Below are 20,090 nucleotides of genomic sequence, written 5' to 3'. Positions count from 1 at the left end.
GCCTGGTGGGCCTCTCCGGGTTCRAGGACCGCCATCCGCAGGAGCTCTCCGGCGGCATGCGTCAGCGCGTGGCGATCGCCCGCAGCCTCGCCTACGACCCCGGCATCCTGCTGATGGACGAGCCGTTCGCCGCGCTGGACGCCCAGACCAGGGAGTCGCTGCAGGACGAGCTGCTGCGCATCTGGCAGCGCACGGGCAAGACCGTCGTCTTCATCACCCACGGCATCGACGAGGCCGTCTACCTCGGGCAGCGCGTCGCCGTCATGTCGTCGCGGCCGGGGCGCGTCAAGCGGATCGTGCCGATCGCCTTCGCGTCCCGGACGGGGACGGACGACCTCCGCTCCAGCCCCGAGTTCGCGCGCCACCGGCACGAGATCTGGTCGCTCCTGCGCGACGAGGTGGCCAAGGCACAGGAGCTGGAGAAGGAAGAGGTGTCCGCATGAGCTCGACGATCCGCACCGCCGCGCCCGCCCCCGACCTCCTGCGGCCGGAGGCACCCGCCCCGAAGGTGGGAGACCGCGCCCCGGCTCGGCCTCGTCGACCGGACCTTCCTGCCGCCGTTCAGCGAGGTCGCCGACGCGTGGTGGGGGCTGGCCGCCGACGGGCAGCTGGCCGACAACGCCCGCGCCAGCCTGGTCCGCTCGTTCAGCGGGTTCGGCATCGCCGTGGCCCTCGCCGTGCCGCTCGGGCTGCTGATCGGCTGGTACCGGCCCGTCGCCGACCTCCTCGGCCCGCTGCTCGAAGTCTTCCGCAACACCGCCGCGCTCGCGCTGCTCCCGGTGTTCGTGCTGCTGCTCGGCATCGGCGAGACCTCGAAGATCTCCATCGTGGTGTACGCGTGCACCTGGCCGATCCTGCTCAACACCATCAGCGCCGTCCGCACTGTCGATCCGACCCTGCTCAGGCTGGCCAGGTCGATGGACCTCCCGGCGCCCCGGCTGTTCCAGAAGGTGATCCTGCCCGCCTCCGTACCGGTGATGTTCACCGGCATCCGGCTCGCGGGTGCGGTGTCCATCCTGGTCCTCGTCGCCGCCGAGATGATCGGCGCCAAGGCGGGACTCGGCTATCTGATCAATGCCTCGCAGTACAACTTCGCGATCCCGCAGATGTACGCGGGCATCATCACGATCTCCGCCATCGGCGTCGCCTTCAACCAGCTCCTGGTCGCCGTGGAACGGCGACTCGGCTCCTGGCGCGTGCCGACCGGCGGGTGACCGCCCCACCGGCCGGTCACCCTTCCCGTTCGCTGTCGCTCACCCCTTGAAAGGACACCTCGCATGACCACCGGCACAGGCTTCGACATCCGCAGAATCGGCGGCCGCATCGGCGCGGAGATCCACGGCGTGGACCTCTCCGCCGAGCTCGAACCCGCCATCGTCACGGAGATCAACTCCGCGCTCCTCGAACACAAGGCGCTCGTCTTCCGCGACCAGCGTCTCGACGACGCGGGCCAGCTCCGCTTCGCCGCCCTGTTCGGCGAGCTGACCAGGGCGCACCCCACGGTCCCCTCGGTCGAGGGGCAGCCCGAGATCCTGCCCGTCGACGGCGACGAGGGCATCCGCGCCAACAACTGGCACACCGACGTCACCTTCGTCCGTACGCCCCCGAAGGCGTCCACACTGCGCAGCATCGTGGTCCCGCCCTACGGCGGCAACACGCTCATCGCGAACTCCGCCGCCGCCTACCGCGATCTGCCCGAGGTGCTGCGCGAGCTGGCGGACAGGCTGTGGGCGGTGCACACCAACGACTACGACTACGCCGCCCCGAAGACCGAGAAGGCCGCCGAGCACCGCAGGCAGTTCGTCTCCACCAAGTACCGCACCGCACACCCGGTCGTCCGCGTGCACCCCGAGACCGGCGAGCGCGGCCTCTTCATCGGCGGCTTCGCCCAGAGCATCATCGGACTGAACTCCTCGGAGTCCCGCGATCTGCTGCGCATCCTCCAGGCGTACGTCACCCGCCCGGAGAACATCGTGCGGGTCATCTGGTCGCCGGGCGACCTCGTCCTGTTCGACAACCGCGTCACCCAGCACTACGCCCCCGACGACTACGGCGACCTGCCCCGCCTGCTGCACCGGGTGACCGTCGCGGGGGACGCCCCCGCCGGGATCGACGGCACGCTCAGCCGGGTCATCGAGGGTGACGAGGCCGCCCACTACACCCCGTCGGCGGCCTGATCCCCCGGCCGCCGGGCACCGGCGCGTGCCCGGCGGCCATCCGGTGCCACCCGACGGCCGCCGGTCCGCGTCGTACGGAATAATGCACGTATGCGGATCTCAGCCAGGGCGGACTACGCGGTACGCGCCGCGCTCCAGCTCGCCGCGTCCCCGGACGACGGGCCACTCAAGGCCGAGGCGATCGCCGACGCCCAGGACATCCCGCACAAGTTCCTCGAAGGCATCCTGAACGACATGCGCCGGGGCGGGCTCGTGCTCAGCCAGCGCGGCGGCAACGGCGGCTACCGGCTCGCCAAGCCCGCGCCGGACATCAGCATCGCCGATGTCATCCGGACGGTGGACGGGCCACTGGTCTCGGTGCGCGGGGTCAGGCCGCCCGAGCTGTCCTACACCGGGCCCGCCGAGTCCCTCCTGCCCCTGTGGATCGCGCTGCGGTCCAATGTGCGCGAGATCCTGGAGGGCGTGTCGCTCGCCGATGTCGCGTCGGCTCAACTCCCGTCCGAGGTATCGGCGTTGACGGACGCGCCGAGCGCCTGGGTGAACCCCTGAGCGACCCTCTCCACCGGGTACATCTCATCATGCGGGACCAGGCCGTCCACCATGTGGTTCAGGCCTTGGGGTCGGCGCCGTCTTCTGCCACGATCCCTACCAACCAGGTGGGAAAACTAGGGAAAAGGGAGGAGGGGCCATGCGAACGTCCGACGGCGCACACCGCCCGCTCCCGCGTCCCGAAGCACGGGCCCTGACCTCGCGCCGGCACATCGACTTCGGCCGCACGTCCAGCGCCGTCTGTCCCCTCGTCTGAAGCGGCAGCGCGCGACCGCCTGCCCGCCTGCCTGACCGTTCAGCGTCATCCGCTCTTCCGGCCGCCCGCGTGGGCGGCGCGTTCCGGAGCCATGCCTTCGCCCGGTTCCGTCCGTCACCTTCACCCTTTCCCTGAGAGGACACTCCTGTGTCTGCCGTAAGACCGCTCGCCGCCCTGCGCGCCATCGCCGTCCTCACCGCGCTCCCCCTTGCGCTCACCGCCTGCGGCTACGGTTCCGACTCCACCGACGACGACCCGAAGAGCAAGGTCGCGGCGGGCGCCAAGAAGCTCTCCGTGGACGAGGTGCGGATCGGCTACTTCCCCAACCTCACGCACGCCACCGCCCTGGTGGGCACCCAGGAGGGCCTGCTCCAGAAGGAGCTCGGCGGCACGACGATCAAGCCGTCCACCTTCAACGCGGGGCCCTCGGAGATCGAGGCGCTGAACGCCGGTTCCATCGACATCGGCTGGATCGGCCCCTCCCCCTCCATCAACGGCTACACCAAGTCCCAGGGCAAGAACCTGCGCATCATCAGCGGTTCCGCCTCCGGCGGCGTGAAGCTGGTGGTGAACCCCGACAAGATCAAGAGCCCTGACGACCTCAAGGGCAAGAAGATCGCCACCCCGCAGCTCGGCAACACCCAGGACGTCGCCTTCCTCAACTGGATCAAGGAGAAGGGCTGGAAGGCCGACGCGCAGAGCGGCAAGGGCGACGTCTCCGTGGTCCGTACGGACAACAAGATCACCCCGGACGCCTACACGTCCGGCTCCATCGACGGCGCCTGGGTGCCCGAGCCGACCGCGTCCAAGCTGGTCTCCGAGGGCGGCAAGGTCCTCATCGACGAGTCCGACCTGTGGCCCGGCAAGAAGTTCGTGATCACCAACATCATCGTGTCGCAGAAGTTCCTCAAGGAGCACCCGGACGTCGTCGAGGCGGTGCTGCGCGGCTCGGTGAAGACCAACGCGTGGATCAACGGCAACCCGGACAAGGCGAAGGCCTCCGCCAACGCCGCGCTGAAGAGGCTGTCGGGCAAGGCGCTGCCCGCCGAGGTCATCGACCCGGCCTGGAAGTCCATCGGCTTCCTCGACGACCCGCTGGCCGCCACCCTCGACAGCCAGGCGGAGCACGCGGTGGAGGCGGGGCTCCTGGAGGAGCCCGACCTCAAGGGCATCTACGACCTCGGCCCGCTCAACAAGGTCCTCGCGGCCGAGGGCGGCAAGAAGGTCGACGACGCCGGGCTCGGCGTGAAGTAGCTCGTGGCGGCGCGGCCGGGCGGACGACCGTCGGGCCGCGCCGCTACCCCGGTGCCAAGGGCTCGCAGCCGGGTGCCGGGCCGGTCAGTGGTCCGGGAGCAGGCGGTTGATGGCCGGTGCGATCTCGCCGAGGTCCAGGACGTGGTCCACCCGGCCCGTGTTGACGGCGGCCTTGGGCATGCCGTGGAACTGGGCGGACAGCGGGTCCTGCGCGATGACGGTGCCGCCCCGCGCCTTGACCGCCGCCACGCCGTCCGCGCCGTCGCTGTCCGCGCCGGTCAGCACACAGGCGACGACGCCCTTGCCGTGCACCCGCGCGGCGGACTCGAAGAGGGGGTCGGCGGCTGGGCGGGCGTGCCTGACGCGGTCCTCGCTGCTCAGGCTGAGCCTGCCGGTCGGTTCCAGGCACAGGTGCTGGTCGGGCGGGGCGATGTAGACGGTGCCCGCCGCCGGGGACTCCCCGTCCTCGGCCAGTTTGACGTTGAGCGCCGTCGAGCGGGACAGGATGGTGACGATCCGCGTCTCGCGCGAGCGGTTGAGGTGCTGGGCCACGAGCACCGGCACCGGGAGGGACGCCTTCAGCCCGCTCAGGAGCGTCGCGAGCCCCTGGATCCCGCCGGCCGACGCGGCGACGAGCACCACCGTGGCGTCGTACTTCCGGCCGTCACCGTGCTCCCGGCCGTCGTCGTACTTCCGGGCATCGTCTTCGCTGGGTGTAGCCACCCGGCCGAGAGTACCCGTTCCGCATCGGCCGGAACGCGCGTGCACGGGTCCGCGCCGCCCGGCTCAGATCAGGCGGAAGAGGTCGGCGGCGGCGTGCACGTCGGTGAAGTCCTCGACGGAGCGGAGGTTGTCGCAGAGGGCGTCGAGCACCGAACCCGCCCCGGCCGCGGGCGGGACGCCGATGGCCACGCCGAAGACACGGAACCCCAGCAGGCGCTTGGCGTCGTTCCAGTCCCGCATCCACTCCTCGGTGACATCGCACTCGTCGTCGGTGAGCAGCACGACGTCGCCCCGGGCGCGTGAGGTGTCGTCGTACTCCTCCGCGAGGAGTTCCCTGGCCGCCGTCAACGGTGTCTGGTAGCTGGTGCCGCCGCCGAGGAAGGTCTCCACGAAGTCGAGCACTCCGGTGATGCCGGACGGTGCGTCGGCCGGAAAGCGGAAGACCTGGATCCTGTCGACGGCCGAGAACAGGATGCCGACGAAGTCCCGCCCCGCCGCGCGGGCCTGGTCGAGCAGCGCCAGTGCGCACGCCTTGGCCCACGCCTCCCGGGGGGACGCCGCCGGGGCCCTCCTCGTACATGGAGTGCGAGGTGTCCACGCAGGCGATGACGGCCCCCTGGCCCGTGGACTGCTCGCCCTGGCTGTCGTAGAGCATCAGCTCCCCCGCGGCGTAGCGTGCGGCGAACACCGCCCGCAGTTCGGGCACGCCCAGGTGGGCCAGCTCGGAGGGCAGGACGCGGGAGAGGTCGTCGCCGAGGGTGACGCCGATGAGCTCGCCGGGGGTGTTCTCCACCTTGCGGGCGCGCTCGCCCTCGGCCATCCGGCGGAAGCGCCCGATCAGCTCGGCCCACCGGGCGAGCCGCCCGGTGCGCAGCCGCTCGGCGAGCCGGACCCGCTCGTCGTACGTCAGCCGTTCGAGCTCACCGGCGCCGACGCCCCACGCTCGCACCAGCGCGGCCTCCTCCCGCACGGACGCGGCAGCCCTCGCCACCGCGTGCCCGGCGGTGACGCGCAGCGCGGGTGCGGCCTGCGACAGCGCCCGCGTGGCGTCCTGGGCGGCCTGGCGCGCGGCGGTCCGCGCGGCCTCCGCGGTCGCGATCGCCCGCCGTACGGCACCGACGGCCGCAGGAGGCACCGTGCCCGCGCCGTCGGCGGCGTCCGCGGCACGGCCGAGCGCCTCCCCCACGGCGCTCGCCGCGCTCCGGGCGGTCTCTTGTGCCGCCTCCGCCCGCTCGGCCCGGCCCTCGCCCTCCCGGCAGTGCGCCAGCATCCGGCGCAGCTCTCCCGCCTGGGCGAGGACGGCCATGGCGGCGGCATAGGGGTCGCCCGCGGTCTCCCGGTGCAGTGCGACGAAGTCCGCCGACTCCGTCAGCGCGGTCACGATGTGGTGGTTGGCCAGGCGCGAGGGGGCCATCTCCGCGGGCGCGCGCAGCCGCGGCGCGACGTGGCAGGCCGCGAGGAAGACATCGCTCAGGAGGTCGGTGGTGTGCCGGTGGTCCGCGCCGAGCTCCGCGTCCAGCTCGCGCAGTCCCGCGGACCGCGCCCATGTGTCGCGCCAGGCGATCCGGTCGAAGGGGTCGGCGACCACGGCCGTGGTGTGCCGCTCGGAGGCCGCGGCGGACAGGCCGAGCCAGTCACCGCCCCGGTCCGCGAGGTCGGTCAGCTGCACGGCTTCCCCCCGGCCCGCCGCACGGCTTCCGCTCCGGTCCGCCGCACGGCTTCGGCTCCGGGCCGCTTCACGGCTTCGCCGGGACCATGCTCGCGTCGACCCCGAGGGCCTCGGTGAGGATGCGGGTCCTGACGGCGCGCTGGCGGCCGGTGACACGGTCGATGGCGGCGGTGGAGCGGCCCGCGACCACGGCCTCGTCGCGCAGTCGCGCCAGCCGGTTGCCCGCCCTGGCCAGCTTGCCGTGGGCGTTCTTGATGACCCAGTCGCTCAGGGCCTCGCGGGACTGCCCGGCCATGGCGTCGAGCTGCGCCTCCAGGTCCTCGATGGTGTCGGCCAGGTCGAGGGCCTCCTTGGCGTCGGGGTTGACCAGGTGCAGGACCTCGCGCTCGACGGTGGGGCGGTCGGCGGGTGAGTCCCACAGCACATGGGTCAGCACCGACAGGTCGGTCTCGGCGACCGCGGCACGGCCGTCGAGGTAGGCGGACGCCTGGAGCAGGCCCACCGCCTGCCGCCAGCGGCGGTCGGAGGCGACGAGTTCCTTGCGGCGCAGGGCGGCCCGCAGCGTGCACACCGCGTCCACGATCGCGTCGGGCACGTCCACGGTGGGCACCGCCTCGGTCACCGCGTGCCGCAGCGCGTCCAGTTCGACGGTGGTGCGTGCGGGTGCCGGTGGACGGCTGACGGCGGAGCGGACCAGTGCGGCGAAGTTGGCGGGGTCGGCCAGGTATCCGACCTCGATCCGTACCAGGAGCCGGTCGTAGATCGCTGCCGCATCGGCCGCCTCGGGCAGTTCGTTGCTCGCGGTGATGGCCCCGATCAGGGGGCAGTGGACCGGCGCGCCGCCGTTCTCGGGATGGTAGATGCGTTCGTTGAGATAGCCGAGGGTCTCGTTCAGGGCGGCCGTGGAGCACTTGAAGATCTCGTCGATGAACGCGATGTGCGCGGTCGTGGCGCGGCCCTCATAGACCTGGCGGTACTCGCCGCGGGCCAGCGCGGCGACGTCTATGGGCCCGAACATCCTGGTCGGCGCGGTGAACTTCGACAGCAGGATCTCCCAGTAGGCCGCCCCGTCGATCCGGCCGGTCAGCTCCCTCGCCAGCTCGGACTTGGCCGTCCCCGGCGGGCCGAGCACCAGCGAGTGCCGCCCCGCGAGGAGGGTCACCACCAGCGTCCGCACCACGTCGTCCCGCTCGTAGAACCGCTCCGCCAACTCACCGCAGACCGCCCGCAGTTTCCCGGCCGTGCCCCGCGCTTCCTCCGCGCTCATATGCGACTCCCCATGCCCACCAAGCATACGGAGCCCGCGGGGACCCGCCTGTCCCTCAGGCGCCGGTGGTGCCGTCGGCCATTTCGCGCAGGATGTCCAGATGGCCGTTGTGCCGGGACGTCTCCTCGATCAGGTGCATGAGAATCCAGCCGAGGGTGACGTGGACGCCGTCCCTGACGGGCCGTTTCGCGGTGGCCGACAGGTCGGTGTCCGCGACCAGTTCGCGGTAGCGGGCGCTCTGTTCCTCGTATGTCGCGAGGAGTTCGGCGACGGGGGTGTGCGCGCCGATGCGCATCTCGCGGTCGGGGTCCTCGTCGGTCCAGGGACCCTGGTCCTCCTCGCCGAGGAAGATCACCTGGATCCAGTGGTACTCGACCCAGCGCAGGTGGCTGAGGAGACCGCCCAGGGTCATGAGCGGCGAGGCCGGCAGCGGCGCGCTCGCCGCGTCGTCCGCCGCGAGATCGGCGCACTTGGCCACCGCGGTGGCCCGCGCGTAGTCGAGGAAGGTGGTCAGCATGGAGCGCTCGTCCCAGGCGGGAGGCATGTCGGTGCGGGTCATCGGGCGATGATCGCAGAGCGGGCGCTGTTCGGCAGCGCATTATCCGCCCGGCCGCCGCCGGTCACGCCAACTCCGCCCAAGGGGCCGGTGGGTTCGCGGCGAAGAAGCGGAGGAGGCCCAAGAGGCGGGCGGCCGGAGGGGCGGTCCAGTGGCGTGCGCCGGGATGCGGAGAGGGGTCCCGCAGGCGCCCGAGTGCCCACGCCAGATGGCACCGGAGCACGCGCGCCTCCAGGCGTCCGGCCCCCACCGGCAGCCCGGCGCCGGTCTCCTGCCGGTAGCCCTCAAGTACGGCGGGCACGGCGACCAGCGGCACCTTGGCGAACTCGGTGGCCGCGTCCGCCCACATCGCGTCGCCCCAGTCCACGAGGGAGCTGAACTCCACCGTGTCCGTGTCCGTGTCCGTGTACGGGGAGACCATGAGGTTCTGCGGGGCGATGTCGCCGTGCACGAGAGTCGGGGGCGCCTCGGCGGGCAGATACTCCGCGAGCCGGTCGAACCAGCCGGTGAGCCAGCGCGCGGCCTCGGTGTCGAGACGGCCCTCGGAGGCGAGCCGGTCCACCAGGACGCGCGGGTCGTCGCCGTCGTCGTCCACGGGCACGGCGGGGAGGCCGGCCGGGGTCAGCGCCGGGAGTGACCCCGGCGGCGCGAGAGACAGCTGGTGGAGCTTGGCCAGCTCGCGGCCCACCTGCCGGTACACCCGCTCCGGCGCATCGGCGGGCAGACCGAGCCGCGCGAGATCCACCCCTTCGGCCCGTACGAGGATCATGTACGGCACGTCCACCGAGGAGCGGGTGTCGTCGAAGGCGACGATCTCCGGGGTGCGCACTCCCGCACCTCGCGCGAGAGGGATGACCGCTGCCTCCGTGACCAGGTCGGGCAGGAAGCGGTCGGCGCGCGGGACGCGGAGCACCAGTTCCCCGCCGAGCAGGAAGGTGTGGTTGGCGACGCCCGCGGGCACCGGCCGCACCGCGTCGGCGGGCACCCCGTGCCGGGCGGCGATGGCGGCCAGGGTCCCGGGGCGGATCTCGTACTCCTCCATGGGCAGGCATGGTGACATGCGGGGCGCGGCCGATGGGCGACGTGCCCGGACGGGGACGGCGGTGGGGCGTTCCGTGTCCCAGCTCACCGTCCGCATCGCGGTACCCGCGCCCCGGCCCGCCGCCGGACCCTCTAGGGTGGGCGGCGCAGCTGGTTCGCCCCGCCCGCCAGGTGGGAGGCGTCGCAAGAGGGAACCCGGTGGGAATCCGGGACTGCCCCGCAGCGGTGAGTGGGAACGACCGCCGTCATACGCACTGGGCCCGATGAACTGGGCCTGGGAAGCGACGGCCAGTAGGCGTCTCGCACGAAGAGACGGGCCCGCGAGTCCGAAGACCTGCCAACTGCCCGCGCGCGGACGATGCGTGCGCGGACATCCCGGTGACCTCGTGGGCGGGTCGGCGTACACATCGGACGGACCACCACCGTGCCTCGGCGCCCGGCGGTGAGGTGCCGTCCGGTCCGTCGTGCCTTCGCGCCCCCGTCCCGTCGCCGGGATCTCAGGGATTCATCTCGCGAAGGAGATCTCCGTGACCACCGAGACCACGGCAGCCGCCGTCCGGGCCACCGTGTACGGCCACCCCCGCCAGGGCCCGAACCGGGAACTGAAGAAGGCGGTCGAGGGCTACTGGAAGGGCCACGTCACCGCCGACGCCCTGCGCGCCACCGCCGCCGGACTGCGCCGCACGGCCTGGCGGCAGCTCGCCGAAGCGGGCATCCACGAGGTGCCCACCGGCGACTTCTCATACTACGACCACGTCCTCGACACCACCGTCATGGTGGGCGCCGTCCCCGCCCGGCACCGTGCCGCCGTCGCGGCGGACGCCCTGGACGGCTACTTCGCCATGGCGCGCGGCACCCAGGACGTGGCGCCGCTCGAAATGACCAAGTGGTTCGACACCAACTACCACTACCTGGTGCCCGAGCTGGGCCCGGACACGGTGTTCACCGCCGACTCCGGCAAGCAGGTCGCCGAGCTGAAGGAGGCGCTCGCCCTCGGTCTGGCCGCCCGGCCCGTCCTGGTCGGGCCCGTCACCTATCTGCTGCTCGCCAAGCCCGCCCCCGGCGTCCCCGCGGACTTCGACCCGCTGACCCTGCTCGACCGGCTGCTCCCGGTCTACGCCGAGGTCCTCGCCGACCTGCGCGCGGCGGGCGCGGAGTGGGCGCAGCTCGACGAACCCGCCCTCGTGCAGGACCGCACCCCCGCCCAACTGAACGCCGCCGCACGGGCCTACCGCGATCTCGGCGCCCTCACCGACCGGCCGCGGCTCCTCGTCGCCTCCTACTTCGACCGGCTCGGCGACGCGCTGCCCGTACTCGCCAAGGCGCCCGTCGACGGTCTCGCCCTGGACTTCACCGAGGCCGCCGCCGCCAACCTCGACGCGCTGGCCGCGGTCGGCGGCCTGCCCGGCAAGCGGCTCGTCGCGGGTGTCGTCAACGGCCGCAACATCTGGGTGAACGACCTGGAGGACTCCCTCACCACCCTCGGCACCCTGCTCGGGCTCGCCGACCGGGTGGACGTCGCCGCCTCCTGCTCACTCCTCCATGTGCCGCTCGACGCCGCCGTGGAGCGCGACATCGACCCGCAGATCCTGCGCTGGCTCTCCTTCGCGCGCCAGAAGACCGCCGAGATCGTCACCCTCGCCAGGGGCCTGGCCCAGGGCACCGACACCATCGCCGCCGAACTGGCGGCCAACCGCGCCGACCTCGCGGCCCGCGCCAACTCGCCGATCACCCACGATCCGGCGGTACGGGCCCGCGCCGCCGCCGTCACCGCCGCCGACTCCCGGCGCTCGCAGCCGTACGCCGAACGCGCGGCGGCCCAGCGCGCGCACCTCGGGCTGCCCCTCCTGCCGACCACCACCATCGGCTCCTTCCCGCAGACCGGGGAGGTGCGTGCGGCCCGCGCCGATCTCCGCGCGGGCCGGATCGACACGGCGGGCTACGAGGAGCGCATCAAGGCCGAGATGAGGGAGGTCATCGCCTTCCAGGAGAAATGCGGCCTCGACGTCCTGGTGCACGGCGAGGCCGAGCGCAACGACATGGTGCAGTACTTCGCCGAGCAGCTCACCGGCTACCTCGCCACGCAGCACGGCTGGGTGCAGTCCTACGGCACCCGCTACGTACGGCCGCCGGTCCTGGCCGGTGACATCTCACGGCCCGGGCCTATGACGGTGCGCTGGACGTCGTACGCCCAGTCGCTGACCGAGCGTCCCGTCAAGGGCATGCTCACCGGGCCCGTCACCATGCTCGCCTGGTCCTTCGTCCGCGACGACCAGCCACTCGGGGACACCGCGCGCCAGGTCGCCCTCGCCCTGCGGGACGAGGTCCGCGACGTGGAGGACGCGGGCGGCTCGGTGATCCAGGTCGACGAGCCCGCGCTGCGCGAGACGCTGCCGCTGCGCGCCGCCGACCGCCCGGCCTACCTGGCCTGGGCCACGGAGGCCTTCCGGCTCAGCACGAGCGGGGTCCGTCCGGACACCCAGATCCACACCCACATGTGCTACGCGGAGTTCGGCGACATCGTGCAGGCCATCGACGACCTCGACGCCGATGTCATCAGCCTGGAGGCGGCCCGCTCCCATATGCGGGTCGCGCGCGAACTGGCCGCCCACGGGTATCCGCGCGAGGCGGGCCCCGGCGTCTACGACATCCACTCGCCGCGCGTGCCGAGCGCCGGGGAGGCGGCGCGGTTGCTCCGTGCCGGGCTTGAGGCCATCCCCGCCGAGCGGCTGTGGGTCAACCCCGACTGCGGTCTGAAGACGCGCGGCTGGCCCGAGACCCGCGCCGCACTGGAGAACCTCGTCACCGCGGCCCGCACGGTCCGCGAGGAACTCGCCGCGAACTGACGCCCCGCGCGACCGGGGAGGAGAACACCGGAGCACCGGCCGCTCCCCTCCCCGGTCCGCTACGGACGCCCGCCGGACCGCCGGGGCACGGGCCGACCCCCCGGGCCCGGCACCTGGCCCGCCCGGTCGACCACGGCGTGGCCGACGAGCGCGGTGCTCGACAGGAGGGTGCCGCGCTTGCCGTACTCACCGTCCCTGGTCAGGTAGGTGCGCGAGCCGATGTACGCGAGGGTGTCCGGGTCGAAGACCCACTCGGTGCGCTGACCGTACGTGGTGTCGTTCCGCACGATGCCGAGTCCTCGGCGGCCGATGGCGTCCTTGACCCGGTCGGTCTTCTCCACGCCGGGAATCCGCGCCGCCGCGCGGTACAGGGCGGCGGCCGTGCGGGGCGGCATGACCCCGCCGACGAGGGAGCCGATCTCGTCGAAGACCGCCTGGTCCGGCTCGCTCCGCTCGTGCTCGGGCATCTTGTCGTACAGGTACTCCAGAAGGGCGTCGGGGTCGGTCGGCAGGGCGGCGAGCCAGCGGTAGGTGGGCCGGGAGCCACGCCCGCGGACCCCGCCCGGCCGGGCTCGTGGCGCTCCGCCGCCGTGGCGGGCTTCCGCTCCCCGCCGCCGGTGGCGGCGATACCGCCCACGACCGCGGCGGCCACGGCGAACGCCGTCACCGGCACGAGCAGCGCGGGGCGCGGGAAGGTCCTGCGGGGCCATCAGCAGTTCCTTGGTGCGCAGGTACCGCTCGTCCGGGAGGTCCCAGTCCGCGGGCACCGGCAGCAGTCCGGCGATCGCTGCCGCGTCGGAGTGCCCCAGGTCCCCGGAGCGGGACGTGTCGTGCTGGTTCATACGGTTCCCTCCCGTACGGGCCGGGCCGCGAGTGCGGCGTCACTCTTCATCTCTCCGCGGGCCGCGCGGGGTTCCGGCTCTGCCCGGGATTTCGCCGCCGCGCGCTCCGTGTGCTCCGTGTGCTCCTCCGCGAACTCTGCGAGCCTGGCGAGCTTGGCGCGGGCCCGCGAGAGCCGGGAACGGACCGTGCCGACCGGGATGCCCAGGGCGTCCGCCGCCTGCCGGTAGTCCAGACCCGACCACACACAGAGCGAGAGCACCTCGCGCTCCTGGCGTCTGAGCCGGTCGAGGGCCGCCTGCACCGCTCTGAGGCGCCGCGCGTCGTCGATCCGTCCGGCCACCTCCGGCGCGAAGTCCGCCACCGTCGTCTGCTGGGTCCCCCTGGCCAGGAAGGCCCGCCGTCTGCGCAGTCCGCGCCGGGCGTTCTCCGCCTTGTGGGTGGCGATGCCGAGCAGCCACGGGGTCAGCGGGCCCCCGGTGGTCTCCAGCCGCTCCCGCGACCGCCAGGCGGCGAGAAACGTCTCCGACATCACTTCCTCCGCGGCCGACCAGTCGCCGGTCAGCCGCAGTGCGTGGTTGTACACGGTGCGCGCACCGTGCTCATAGAGCTCGGCGAACGCCTCGCGCTCACCGGCCCGTACCCGCCGTCGCAGGTCGTCCTCTGCCTCTGAATCCCTCACGTCCGGTACCTCTCCGCGACCGCGGCACGGTTCCTGAGACGTGCGTCACCCCGCGCGCCGACGGCCCCGGCCGACGCCGACCACACCCCGACTCCACCCATGGACAGGCGCCGACCTGGCGTGATCTGATCGCCACGGCTCCCGCACCGCCCCGGTGAGCGCGGGACTCCGTCCTCCCCCCGGCAGAAAAGTTCCCCGCACATGCAGAAGACCAAGGCCGCGCTCTGGGAGTTCCTCCAGGGCCTCGGCAAGACATTCATGCTCCCGGTAGCGCTGCTCGCCTTCTGCGGCATCATGCTGGGCATCGGCTCCTCGCTCTCCAGTGAGGCGGTGACCGACAACCTGCCCTTCCTCAAGGCCGAGGTGTTCCATCTCCTCTTCACCTGGATGGCGAGCACGGGCCTGGTCGCCTTCAACTTCCTGCCGGTCCTCTTCGCCATGGCCATCCCGCTCGGTCTCGCGCGCGAGGACAAGGGGGTGGCCGCCTTCTCCGGGTTCGTCGGGTACGCGGCGATGAACCTCGCGGTGAACTTCTACCTCACCGCCAAGAAGGTCGACTTCGAGGACGAGAAGGCCGTCGCCCATTACGGCATCGCCGATGTCCTCGGCGTGCAGTCCATCGATACGGGACTGCTCGGAGCCGTGGCCGTTGGCATCGTTGTCAGCGTCCTTCACCGGCGCTTTCGTGCCCAGCGTATGCCGGACGCGCTGGCCTTCTTCGGCGGTCTGCGCTTCGTCCCGATCATCTCCGCGCTCGTCCTGAGCGTGCTCGGACTGCTCATCCCGCTGGTGTGGCCGACGTTCAACGGCTGGATCACCGCGGTGGGGCGCGGCATCGGCCACACCGGTGTCTTCGGACCGTTCTTCTTCGGCATGGGCGAGGTCCTGCTCCGGCCGATCGGGCTGCACCACATCCTGGTCGCGATGTTCCGCTTCACCGACGTCGGCGGCTCGGGAGCGGTGTGCGGTGACAACGTTTCCGGCGCCCTGAGCATGTTCTACGCGCACCTGGACTGCTCCGGCCCGCCCTCGTCGGCCGTCACGGACGCCACGCACTTCCTCTCCCAGGGCAAGATGGCCGCCTATCTCGGCGGGCTGCCGGGCGCCGCGCTCGCGATGTACCACTGCGCGCGCCGCGAGATGCGCCCGGAGGTCAAGGCGCTGCTCGTCTCGGGCGTCGTGGCCTGTGTCGTCGGCGGGATCACCGAGCCGCTCGAGTTCCTGTTCCTGTTCATCGCGCCCTGGCTGTACGTCATCCACGCCGTCCTGGTGGGCCTCGGCTTCCTGACGGCCGCCGTGCTCGGCGTCTTCATCGGCAACACCGACGGCAATGTCATCGACTGGCTCGTCTTCGGCGTCCTCCAGGGCTCCACCACGAAGTGGTACCTGGTCCCGGTGATCGCCGCGGTCTGGTTCGCGGGCTACTACTTCCTCTTCCGCTGGGCGATCACCCGCTTCGACCTGAAGACGCCGGGGCGCGAGACGCCGGACCCGGACGAGGAAGGTGCCGACGAGTCGGCGGACACCTCCCGGGACGGCTCCGGTGCCGACGGGAGGTCCGGGGAGGAGAGCGGGGAGCGGAGCGAGGAGGCCGCTCCGCCGCGTGAGCTGGTCGGCGGCAAGTACGACGCGGCGGCGATGCTCGACGCGATCGGCGGGGCGGGGAACATACAGTCCCTCGACAACTGCATCACCCGTCTGCGGATGACCGTGGAGGACGCGGGCCGGGTCGACGAGGCGCGGCTGAAGAAGCTGGGTGCCGTCGGCGTCATGAAGCTCGACGCGCACAACGTCCAGGTCATCATCGGCCCGCAGGTGCAGTCGGTGAAGGACGCGATCGCCACGATGCTCCCGGTGGGCTGAGCCATGACCCAGCCCGCCCACGACGCGGCGCACGCCGCCCGGCGGCCCCCGTACGCGTACGACTTCGACACCCCCGTGGACCGGCGCGGCACCTGGTGCACGCAGTGGGACTACGTGGAGGACCGCTTCGGGGCGCCGGATCTGCTGCCCTTCACCATCTCCGACATGGACTTCGAGACGGCGCCGGAAGTCCTGACGGCGCTGCGCTCCCGCCTGGACCACGGCGTGCTCGGCTACTCGCGCTGGCGGCAGGAGGACTTCCTCTCCGCGATCGCGCACTGGTACGCCACCCGGCACGCCACGGAGGTGGACACCGGCTCGATCGTCTACGGACCGTCCGTGATCTATCAGCTCTCGGTCCTGCTGGGGCTCTGGTCACGGCCGGGCGACGGGGTGGTGACCCACACCCCGACGTACGACGCGTTCCCCAGGACCGTCGCGGCGGCCGGACGCGAACTGCGCGGCTGCCCGCCGCACGACTGGGCGCGCCTGGCGGAGCTGCTCGCCCTGCCCGACACGTCCGTCCTGCTGCTCTGCTCGCCGCACAACCCGACCGGCCACGTCTGGACGGCGCGGGAGCTGGACCGCATGGCCGAGCTGTGCGAACGGCACGGGGTGGCCGTGATCAGCGACGAGATCCACTCCGACCTGGCCCATCCGCCGCACGTCCACCGCCCCTGGGTACGGCATGCGCGGGCGGGGCGCTGGGCGGTGCTGACCTCGGCCTCGAAGTCGTTCAACATCCCGGCGCTGACGGGCAGTTACGGCATCATCGGCGACACGGCGTCGCGTGACGCCTATCTGCACCGGCTCAAGGAGGCCGACGGCCTCTCGTCACCGGCCGTGCTCTCCCTGGTGGGGCACATCGCCGCCTACCGGCGGGGGGCGCCCTGGCTCGACGCCCTGCGCGCCTACGTGGCGGGCAATCTGGCCATGGTCGCCGAGCGTCTGGACGAGGCGTTCCCGCAACTGGGCTGGCGTCCTCCACAGGCGGGCTATCTCGCCTGGATCGACCTCGGGCCCCTGGGCGTGGACGACGACGCGCTCCAGAAGGAGCTGATCGAGGTGGAGAAGGTCGCCATCATGCCGGGCGGCACCTATGGCGCGCCCGGCATGCTCCGGCTCAACGTGGGCTGCCCTCGCGAGAAGGCGGAGGCGGGTGTCCGGGCCCTGGTCAATGCCCTGCGGCGACTGACCGGGGCGTGACGGCGGGGGTGTCCTTCGGGTGCCGCACCGCTGGACCGGCGTTCGCGTGCTCCGGCTCGTCAGCCAACGGCCCTTCGCGCGGCGGGGGCACCTCTCACCTGCCGATTCCACTCAAGTAAGGTGAGCCTAACGTTACTTATCAGCCACCCTGAGGACGCCCTGTGCCCGACGCCGTGATATCCGCAGCCGCCCCCGCGACCGGCGGCCGTGCCCCCGCTCCCGGCTCCACGCCGCAGGCGGGACCGGCGGGCTGGCGGGAGCTCCGCTCGAACGACGAGCTGACGGAGCTGTTCGGCCCGCCGCACCCGATCGTCATCGAGAAGGTGCACGACGAACTGACCGAGGACGACCTCGGCATCCTCGCCCGCTCCCCCTTCTGCGTGGTCTCCACCTCCGACGCCGACGGCAACTGCGACTCCTCCCCGCGCGGCGACACCGTGGGCTTCGTGCACGTCCTGGACGCCCGTACGGTGGCCATCCCCGACCGCCCCGGCAACCGGCGCGGCGACAGCCTCCGCAACGTCCTGGTCAATCCGCACGTGGGCCTGCTGCACCTGGTGCCCGGCGCCGCCGACGTGCTGCGCGTCAACGGCCGCGCCCGCATCCTCACCGACGCCCCGTTCTTCGACGCCATGGCCGTGCGCGGCCGGCGCCCCGAGCTCGCCCTCGTGGTCGAGATCGACGAGATATTCCGCCACTGCCCTGCCTCCCTGCGCCGGGCGGGCCTGTGGCAGCCGGAGACGTGGACGCCGCAGGCCTGACCCAAGGACGCGCCGCGCGGCTGAGGACGGCCTGCGGATGCGTGGACGGGCGCGAGGCGGGAGGCTGGAGGCATGAGTGATCCACTCGTACCTCCCGAAGAGACCCCGCCCGCCGAAGGCTCCATCGCCGAGGCTCACGAGGAACGCGCGGACGGCTCCTTCTGGGAGCACCCGGGCATCTGGGTGTGGTTGATCGTCGTGGGCGCCGCGATCGTCGCGGCGTTCTTCATCGCCCGTCTCGTCGCCCTGTGAGGGCCCCGGCGGCACCGGCGCGCAGTCCCCAGCAGAACGGAGCACGGCCCCATGTCCAAGAAGGACGACCTCAGCAAGGGTGACAAGGTCACCTGGAAGAGCCACGGCCAGAACGTGCCGGGCACCGTGAAGAAGAAGATCACCGACCGGACCGAGACGGCGGGCCGCACGGTCGACGCCTCGAAGGACGAGCCGCAGTTCGAGGTGGAGAGCGACAAGACCGGCCGCAACGCCGTGCACAAGCCCGGCGCCCTGCGCAAGAAGGGCCGCAGCTCCTGATGGCCACCCGGCAGGACACCGACCGGGACGAGACGATCGACGGCTTCAAGGACGCGGTGAACATGACCGCGAGCAGCCTGGAGAAGTGGCTGGAGACCGACGAGTCCAAGAGCGTGGGCCAGAGCGACGGCGGCGGCGAGAGCGTCGGCCACGCCTCCGGACGGCGCATCATCAAGCTCCTGCACACCAAGAAATCCGACCTGACCGACGGCGACCTCGCCCATATGCGCAAGGTGACCGGCTACGTCCACCGGCACATGAAGCAGCGCCCGAGCGGCGACATCACCGACACGCCCTGGCGCTACTCCCTCATGAACTGGGGTCACGACCCCAAGAAGAAGTGACGACGACCCGGGTTCAGTAGCGGCGCCTGAGGCCGGACGGCCGGGACGAGCGCGTCCGAGGCGTCCGCGACCGTCGCCGAAGCCGTCGCGCGGGGCCCGCCACGGCAAGGGGGAGGAAGGCGACTGCGGCGCCTCCGCCGTGGCGGGCCCCGGAAAAGGGGTGCGTCAGGCCGTGTGCAGGGTCAGGCCGTAGCGGTTGAGGATCTCGTTGATCGGCTGGTGCCAGGTCTCGCCGCCGCCGGAGCAGTTGCCCCAGCCGCCGGAGGTGACACCCTGCGCCTGGTCACCGCTGATGAAGGAGCCACCGGAGTCACCGGGCTCGGCGCAGACGCTGGTCTTGGTCATCTCGTGGACCGCGCCCTGGCTGTAGTTGACGGTCTCGTTGGTGGCGAGCACCCGGCCGCAGTGCCAGTGCGTCGTGGAACCCGAGCGGCAGACGGAGGCGCCGATCGGTGCGACCGCGGAGCCCCGCACCAGCTGGTCGGAGACCGTTCCCCAGCCGAGCACGACGGGCACGGTCCACCAGCCGTTGCCGACACTGACCCAGGAGTAGTCGTTGCCGGGGAAGGACGAACCCCGGAAGTTGCCGATGGCCGAGTTGTCCCAGCCGCGGACCGCCGCGCCCGTCTGGCCGCAGTGCCCGGCCGAGACGAACCCGCCGTGGACGGAGAAGCCTATGGAGCAGCGGACGTTGCCGGTGTAGTACGGGTCGCCGCCGACCGTGCCCGCGGCGAAGGTGCGCGGCGCCTCGCGCACCTCCTTCACGGTGACGGGCCCGGTCTTCCCGGCCCGTGCCACGAACGAGCGGACATCGTTGTCAGCCTTACGGGACGCGACCACGTTCACGACGACGCTGCTCGCGCGCGGATCGACGTGCCAACTGGCGACGCCCTTGGGCGCCTTGAGTGCGTCGATCTTCTTCTTGACACCGTCGAGCTGCCGCGCGGAGTGCGCCACCACCTTGACGTCGGCGCCGGCCGCCCGTACCGCGTCGGCCTTCGCCGTGCCCGTGAGGGCGACGGTCAGCCTGCCCGCCGACGCGTCGTACCAGGAGCCGCCGTAGGCGGACCCGGCGGCCTTGCGCGCCTTGCCGTCGACCGCGGTCGCCTTCTTCTCGGCCGCGAGCCGCCGCACGGCCTCGCTCTTCGTCAGACCCAGGTCCTTCCGCATCGCCGTCAGGAGGTCCGAGGACGCCGGGGCCGCGGCCCGGGGTGACGGGGCGTCGGCCGCGGCGGCCGAGGGCAGGCCGACCGTGGCGGCGGCGCCGAGGAACAGGGCACAGACTCCCGCGCCGATGGCGGTCCTGCGACGCCGGGCGGAAGCGGTGGTGGGGTGGGGGTGCGTCACGTGTCTCAAGGCGGTTGGCCCTTCTGTCGTTCCAGCTCAGTGGGGATGAAACAGGAGACGAGAACCGAGAACGCGGAAAGAGAGCGCTCTCAGAGCGTTCGGATCGGAGCGTAACGGTCCGATGAAGCCGGGTCCATGCCAAGGAATGGGCGGGCGCGAAGTGGCCGGAAATCGTGGG

At 72.1% G+C, this 20,090-nt stretch carries 18 protein-coding genes, 2 pseudogenes and 1 riboswitch; of the genes and pseudogenes, 12 read left to right on the top strand and 8 right to left on the bottom strand.

What is annotated here, in order from left to right; all coding sequences use genetic code 11:
- The 5 genes and pseudogenes from AB8Z36_RS06670 to AB8Z36_RS06650 form a co-directional block, all read left to right on the top strand.
- On the top strand, positions 1 to 443 hold a 443-nt coding region (locus AB8Z36_RS06670), incomplete at its 5' end, for an ABC transporter ATP-binding protein (RefSeq protein WP_369212248.1).
- Positions 444 to 509: 66 nt separating this feature from the next.
- Positions 510 to 1,214: pseudogene (locus tag AB8Z36_RS06665) on the top strand (ABC transporter permease); the annotation flags it as partial.
- A 63-nt stretch (positions 1,215 to 1,277) separates the two neighbouring features.
- Positions 1,278 to 2,177, top strand: coding sequence for a TauD/TfdA dioxygenase family protein (locus tag AB8Z36_RS06660; protein ID WP_369212247.1), 900 nt, complete (start codon positions 1,278 to 1,280; stop codon positions 2,175 to 2,177).
- Between the two features lie 90 nt (positions 2,178 to 2,267).
- Positions 2,268 to 2,726, top strand: coding sequence for an RrF2 family transcriptional regulator (locus tag AB8Z36_RS06655; RefSeq protein ID WP_369212246.1), 459 nt, complete (start codon positions 2,268 to 2,270; stop codon positions 2,724 to 2,726).
- A 403-nt stretch (positions 2,727 to 3,129) separates the two neighbouring features.
- Complete coding sequence (locus AB8Z36_RS06650; protein ID WP_369212245.1) at positions 3,130 to 4,236, top strand: ABC transporter substrate-binding protein; 1,107 nt, start codon at positions 3,130 to 3,132, stop codon at positions 4,234 to 4,236.
- Between the two features lie 84 nt (positions 4,237 to 4,320).
- Here the strand turns inward: AB8Z36_RS06650 and AB8Z36_RS06645 are convergent, their stop codons facing one another.
- The 5 genes and pseudogenes from AB8Z36_RS06645 to AB8Z36_RS06625 all read right to left on the bottom strand — a co-directional run bounded on the left by AB8Z36_RS06645 (position 4,321) and on the right by AB8Z36_RS06625 (position 9,493).
- A complete protein-coding gene (locus AB8Z36_RS06645) occupies positions 4,321 to 4,959 on the bottom strand; it encodes a chemotaxis protein CheB (protein WP_369212244.1) in 639 nt (212 codons plus the stop codon).
- A 63-nt stretch (positions 4,960 to 5,022) separates the two neighbouring features.
- A pseudogene (locus tag AB8Z36_RS06640) lies at positions 5,023 to 6,373 on the bottom strand (VWA domain-containing protein).
- A 322-nt stretch (positions 6,374 to 6,695) separates the two neighbouring features.
- Positions 6,696 to 7,895: an AAA family ATPase gene (locus AB8Z36_RS06635; protein ID WP_369212243.1), complete on the bottom strand. Its 1,200-nt coding sequence runs from the start codon at positions 7,893 to 7,895 to the stop codon at positions 6,696 to 6,698.
- 55 nt (positions 7,896 to 7,950) lie between these two features.
- The gene (locus tag AB8Z36_RS06630) at positions 7,951 to 8,454 is read right to left on the bottom strand and encodes a DinB family protein (protein ID WP_369212242.1); all 504 of its coding nucleotides are present in this window, start codon (positions 8,452 to 8,454) and stop codon (positions 7,951 to 7,953) included.
- Between the two features lie 61 nt (positions 8,455 to 8,515).
- Entirely contained in the window at positions 8,516 to 9,493 is a 978-nt protein-coding gene (locus AB8Z36_RS06625) for a phosphotransferase family protein (RefSeq protein WP_369212241.1), read from the bottom strand.
- 146 nt (positions 9,494 to 9,639) lie between these two features.
- Positions 9,640 to 9,836: riboswitch (cobalamin riboswitch) on the top strand.
- A 183-nt stretch (positions 9,837 to 10,019) separates the two neighbouring features.
- Here AB8Z36_RS06625 and metE point away from each other — a divergent pair.
- Entirely contained in the window at positions 10,020 to 12,338 is a 2,319-nt protein-coding gene (gene metE, locus AB8Z36_RS06620; RefSeq protein ID WP_369212240.1) for a 5-methyltetrahydropteroyltriglutamate--homocysteine S-methyltransferase, read from the top strand.
- Positions 12,339 to 12,397: 59 nt separating this feature from the next.
- Here metE and AB8Z36_RS06615 read toward each other — a convergent pair whose 3' ends face one another.
- Entirely contained in the window at positions 12,398 to 13,180 is a 783-nt protein-coding gene (locus AB8Z36_RS06615; protein ID WP_369212239.1) for a CU044_5270 family protein, read from the bottom strand.
- Positions 13,177 to 13,860, bottom strand: a complete 684-nt coding sequence (locus AB8Z36_RS06610) for an RNA polymerase sigma factor (protein ID WP_369212238.1) — start codon at positions 13,858 to 13,860, stop codon at positions 13,177 to 13,179. Before AB8Z36_RS06610 ends, AB8Z36_RS06615 begins: the two co-directional genes overlap by 4 nt.
- A gap of 201 nt (positions 13,861 to 14,061) precedes the next feature.
- Here AB8Z36_RS06610 and malX point away from each other — a divergent pair, with 201 nt between their 5' ends.
- The 6 genes from malX (at position 14,062) to AB8Z36_RS06580 (ending at position 18,565) form a co-directional block, all read left to right on the top strand.
- Positions 14,062 to 15,723 carry a maltose/glucose-specific PTS transporter subunit IIBC gene (gene malX / locus AB8Z36_RS06605; RefSeq protein WP_369212237.1) on the top strand — a complete coding sequence of 554 codons (1,662 nt, stop codon included), beginning with the start codon at positions 14,062 to 14,064 and terminating at the stop codon, positions 15,721 to 15,723.
- 3 nt (positions 15,724 to 15,726) lie between these two features.
- Entirely contained in the window at positions 15,727 to 16,929 is a 1,203-nt protein-coding gene (locus AB8Z36_RS06600; protein WP_369212236.1) for a MalY/PatB family protein, read from the top strand.
- A gap of 176 nt (positions 16,930 to 17,105) precedes the next feature.
- Positions 17,106 to 17,690 carry an MSMEG_1061 family FMN-dependent PPOX-type flavoprotein gene (locus AB8Z36_RS06595; protein WP_440581868.1) on the top strand — a complete coding sequence of 195 codons (585 nt, stop codon included), beginning with the start codon at positions 17,106 to 17,108 and terminating at the stop codon, positions 17,688 to 17,690.
- Positions 17,691 to 17,762: 72 nt separating this feature from the next.
- Positions 17,763 to 17,942 carry a DUF6480 family protein gene (locus AB8Z36_RS06590; protein WP_369212234.1) on the top strand — a complete coding sequence of 60 codons (180 nt, stop codon included), beginning with the start codon at positions 17,763 to 17,765 and terminating at the stop codon, positions 17,940 to 17,942.
- 51 nt (positions 17,943 to 17,993) lie between these two features.
- Positions 17,994 to 18,221, top strand: coding sequence for a DUF2945 domain-containing protein (locus tag AB8Z36_RS06585; protein ID WP_369212233.1), 228 nt, complete (start codon positions 17,994 to 17,996; stop codon positions 18,219 to 18,221).
- Positions 18,221 to 18,565, top strand: a complete 345-nt coding sequence (locus AB8Z36_RS06580) for a DUF3140 domain-containing protein (protein ID WP_369212232.1) — start codon at positions 18,221 to 18,223, stop codon at positions 18,563 to 18,565. The genes AB8Z36_RS06585 and AB8Z36_RS06580 overlap by 1 nt, the downstream gene beginning before the upstream one ends.
- Before the next feature lie 165 nt (positions 18,566 to 18,730).
- Here the strand turns inward: AB8Z36_RS06580 and AB8Z36_RS06575 are convergent, their stop codons facing one another.
- Positions 18,731 to 19,861 (bottom strand): S1 family peptidase, encoded by a 1,131-nt coding sequence (locus tag AB8Z36_RS06575; protein WP_369212249.1) that lies wholly within the window; start codon positions 19,859 to 19,861, stop codon positions 18,731 to 18,733.
- Between the last annotated feature and the right edge of the window lie 229 nt (positions 19,862 to 20,090).

The organism is Streptomyces flavofungini, assembly GCF_041028215.1.
GTDB classification, from domain to species: Bacteria; Actinomycetota; Actinomycetes; order Streptomycetales; family Streptomycetaceae; genus Streptomyces; species Streptomyces flavofungini_B.
The sequence above is the reverse complement of the archived record's forward strand: the minus strand, read 5'-3'. Positions and strand labels throughout refer to the sequence as shown.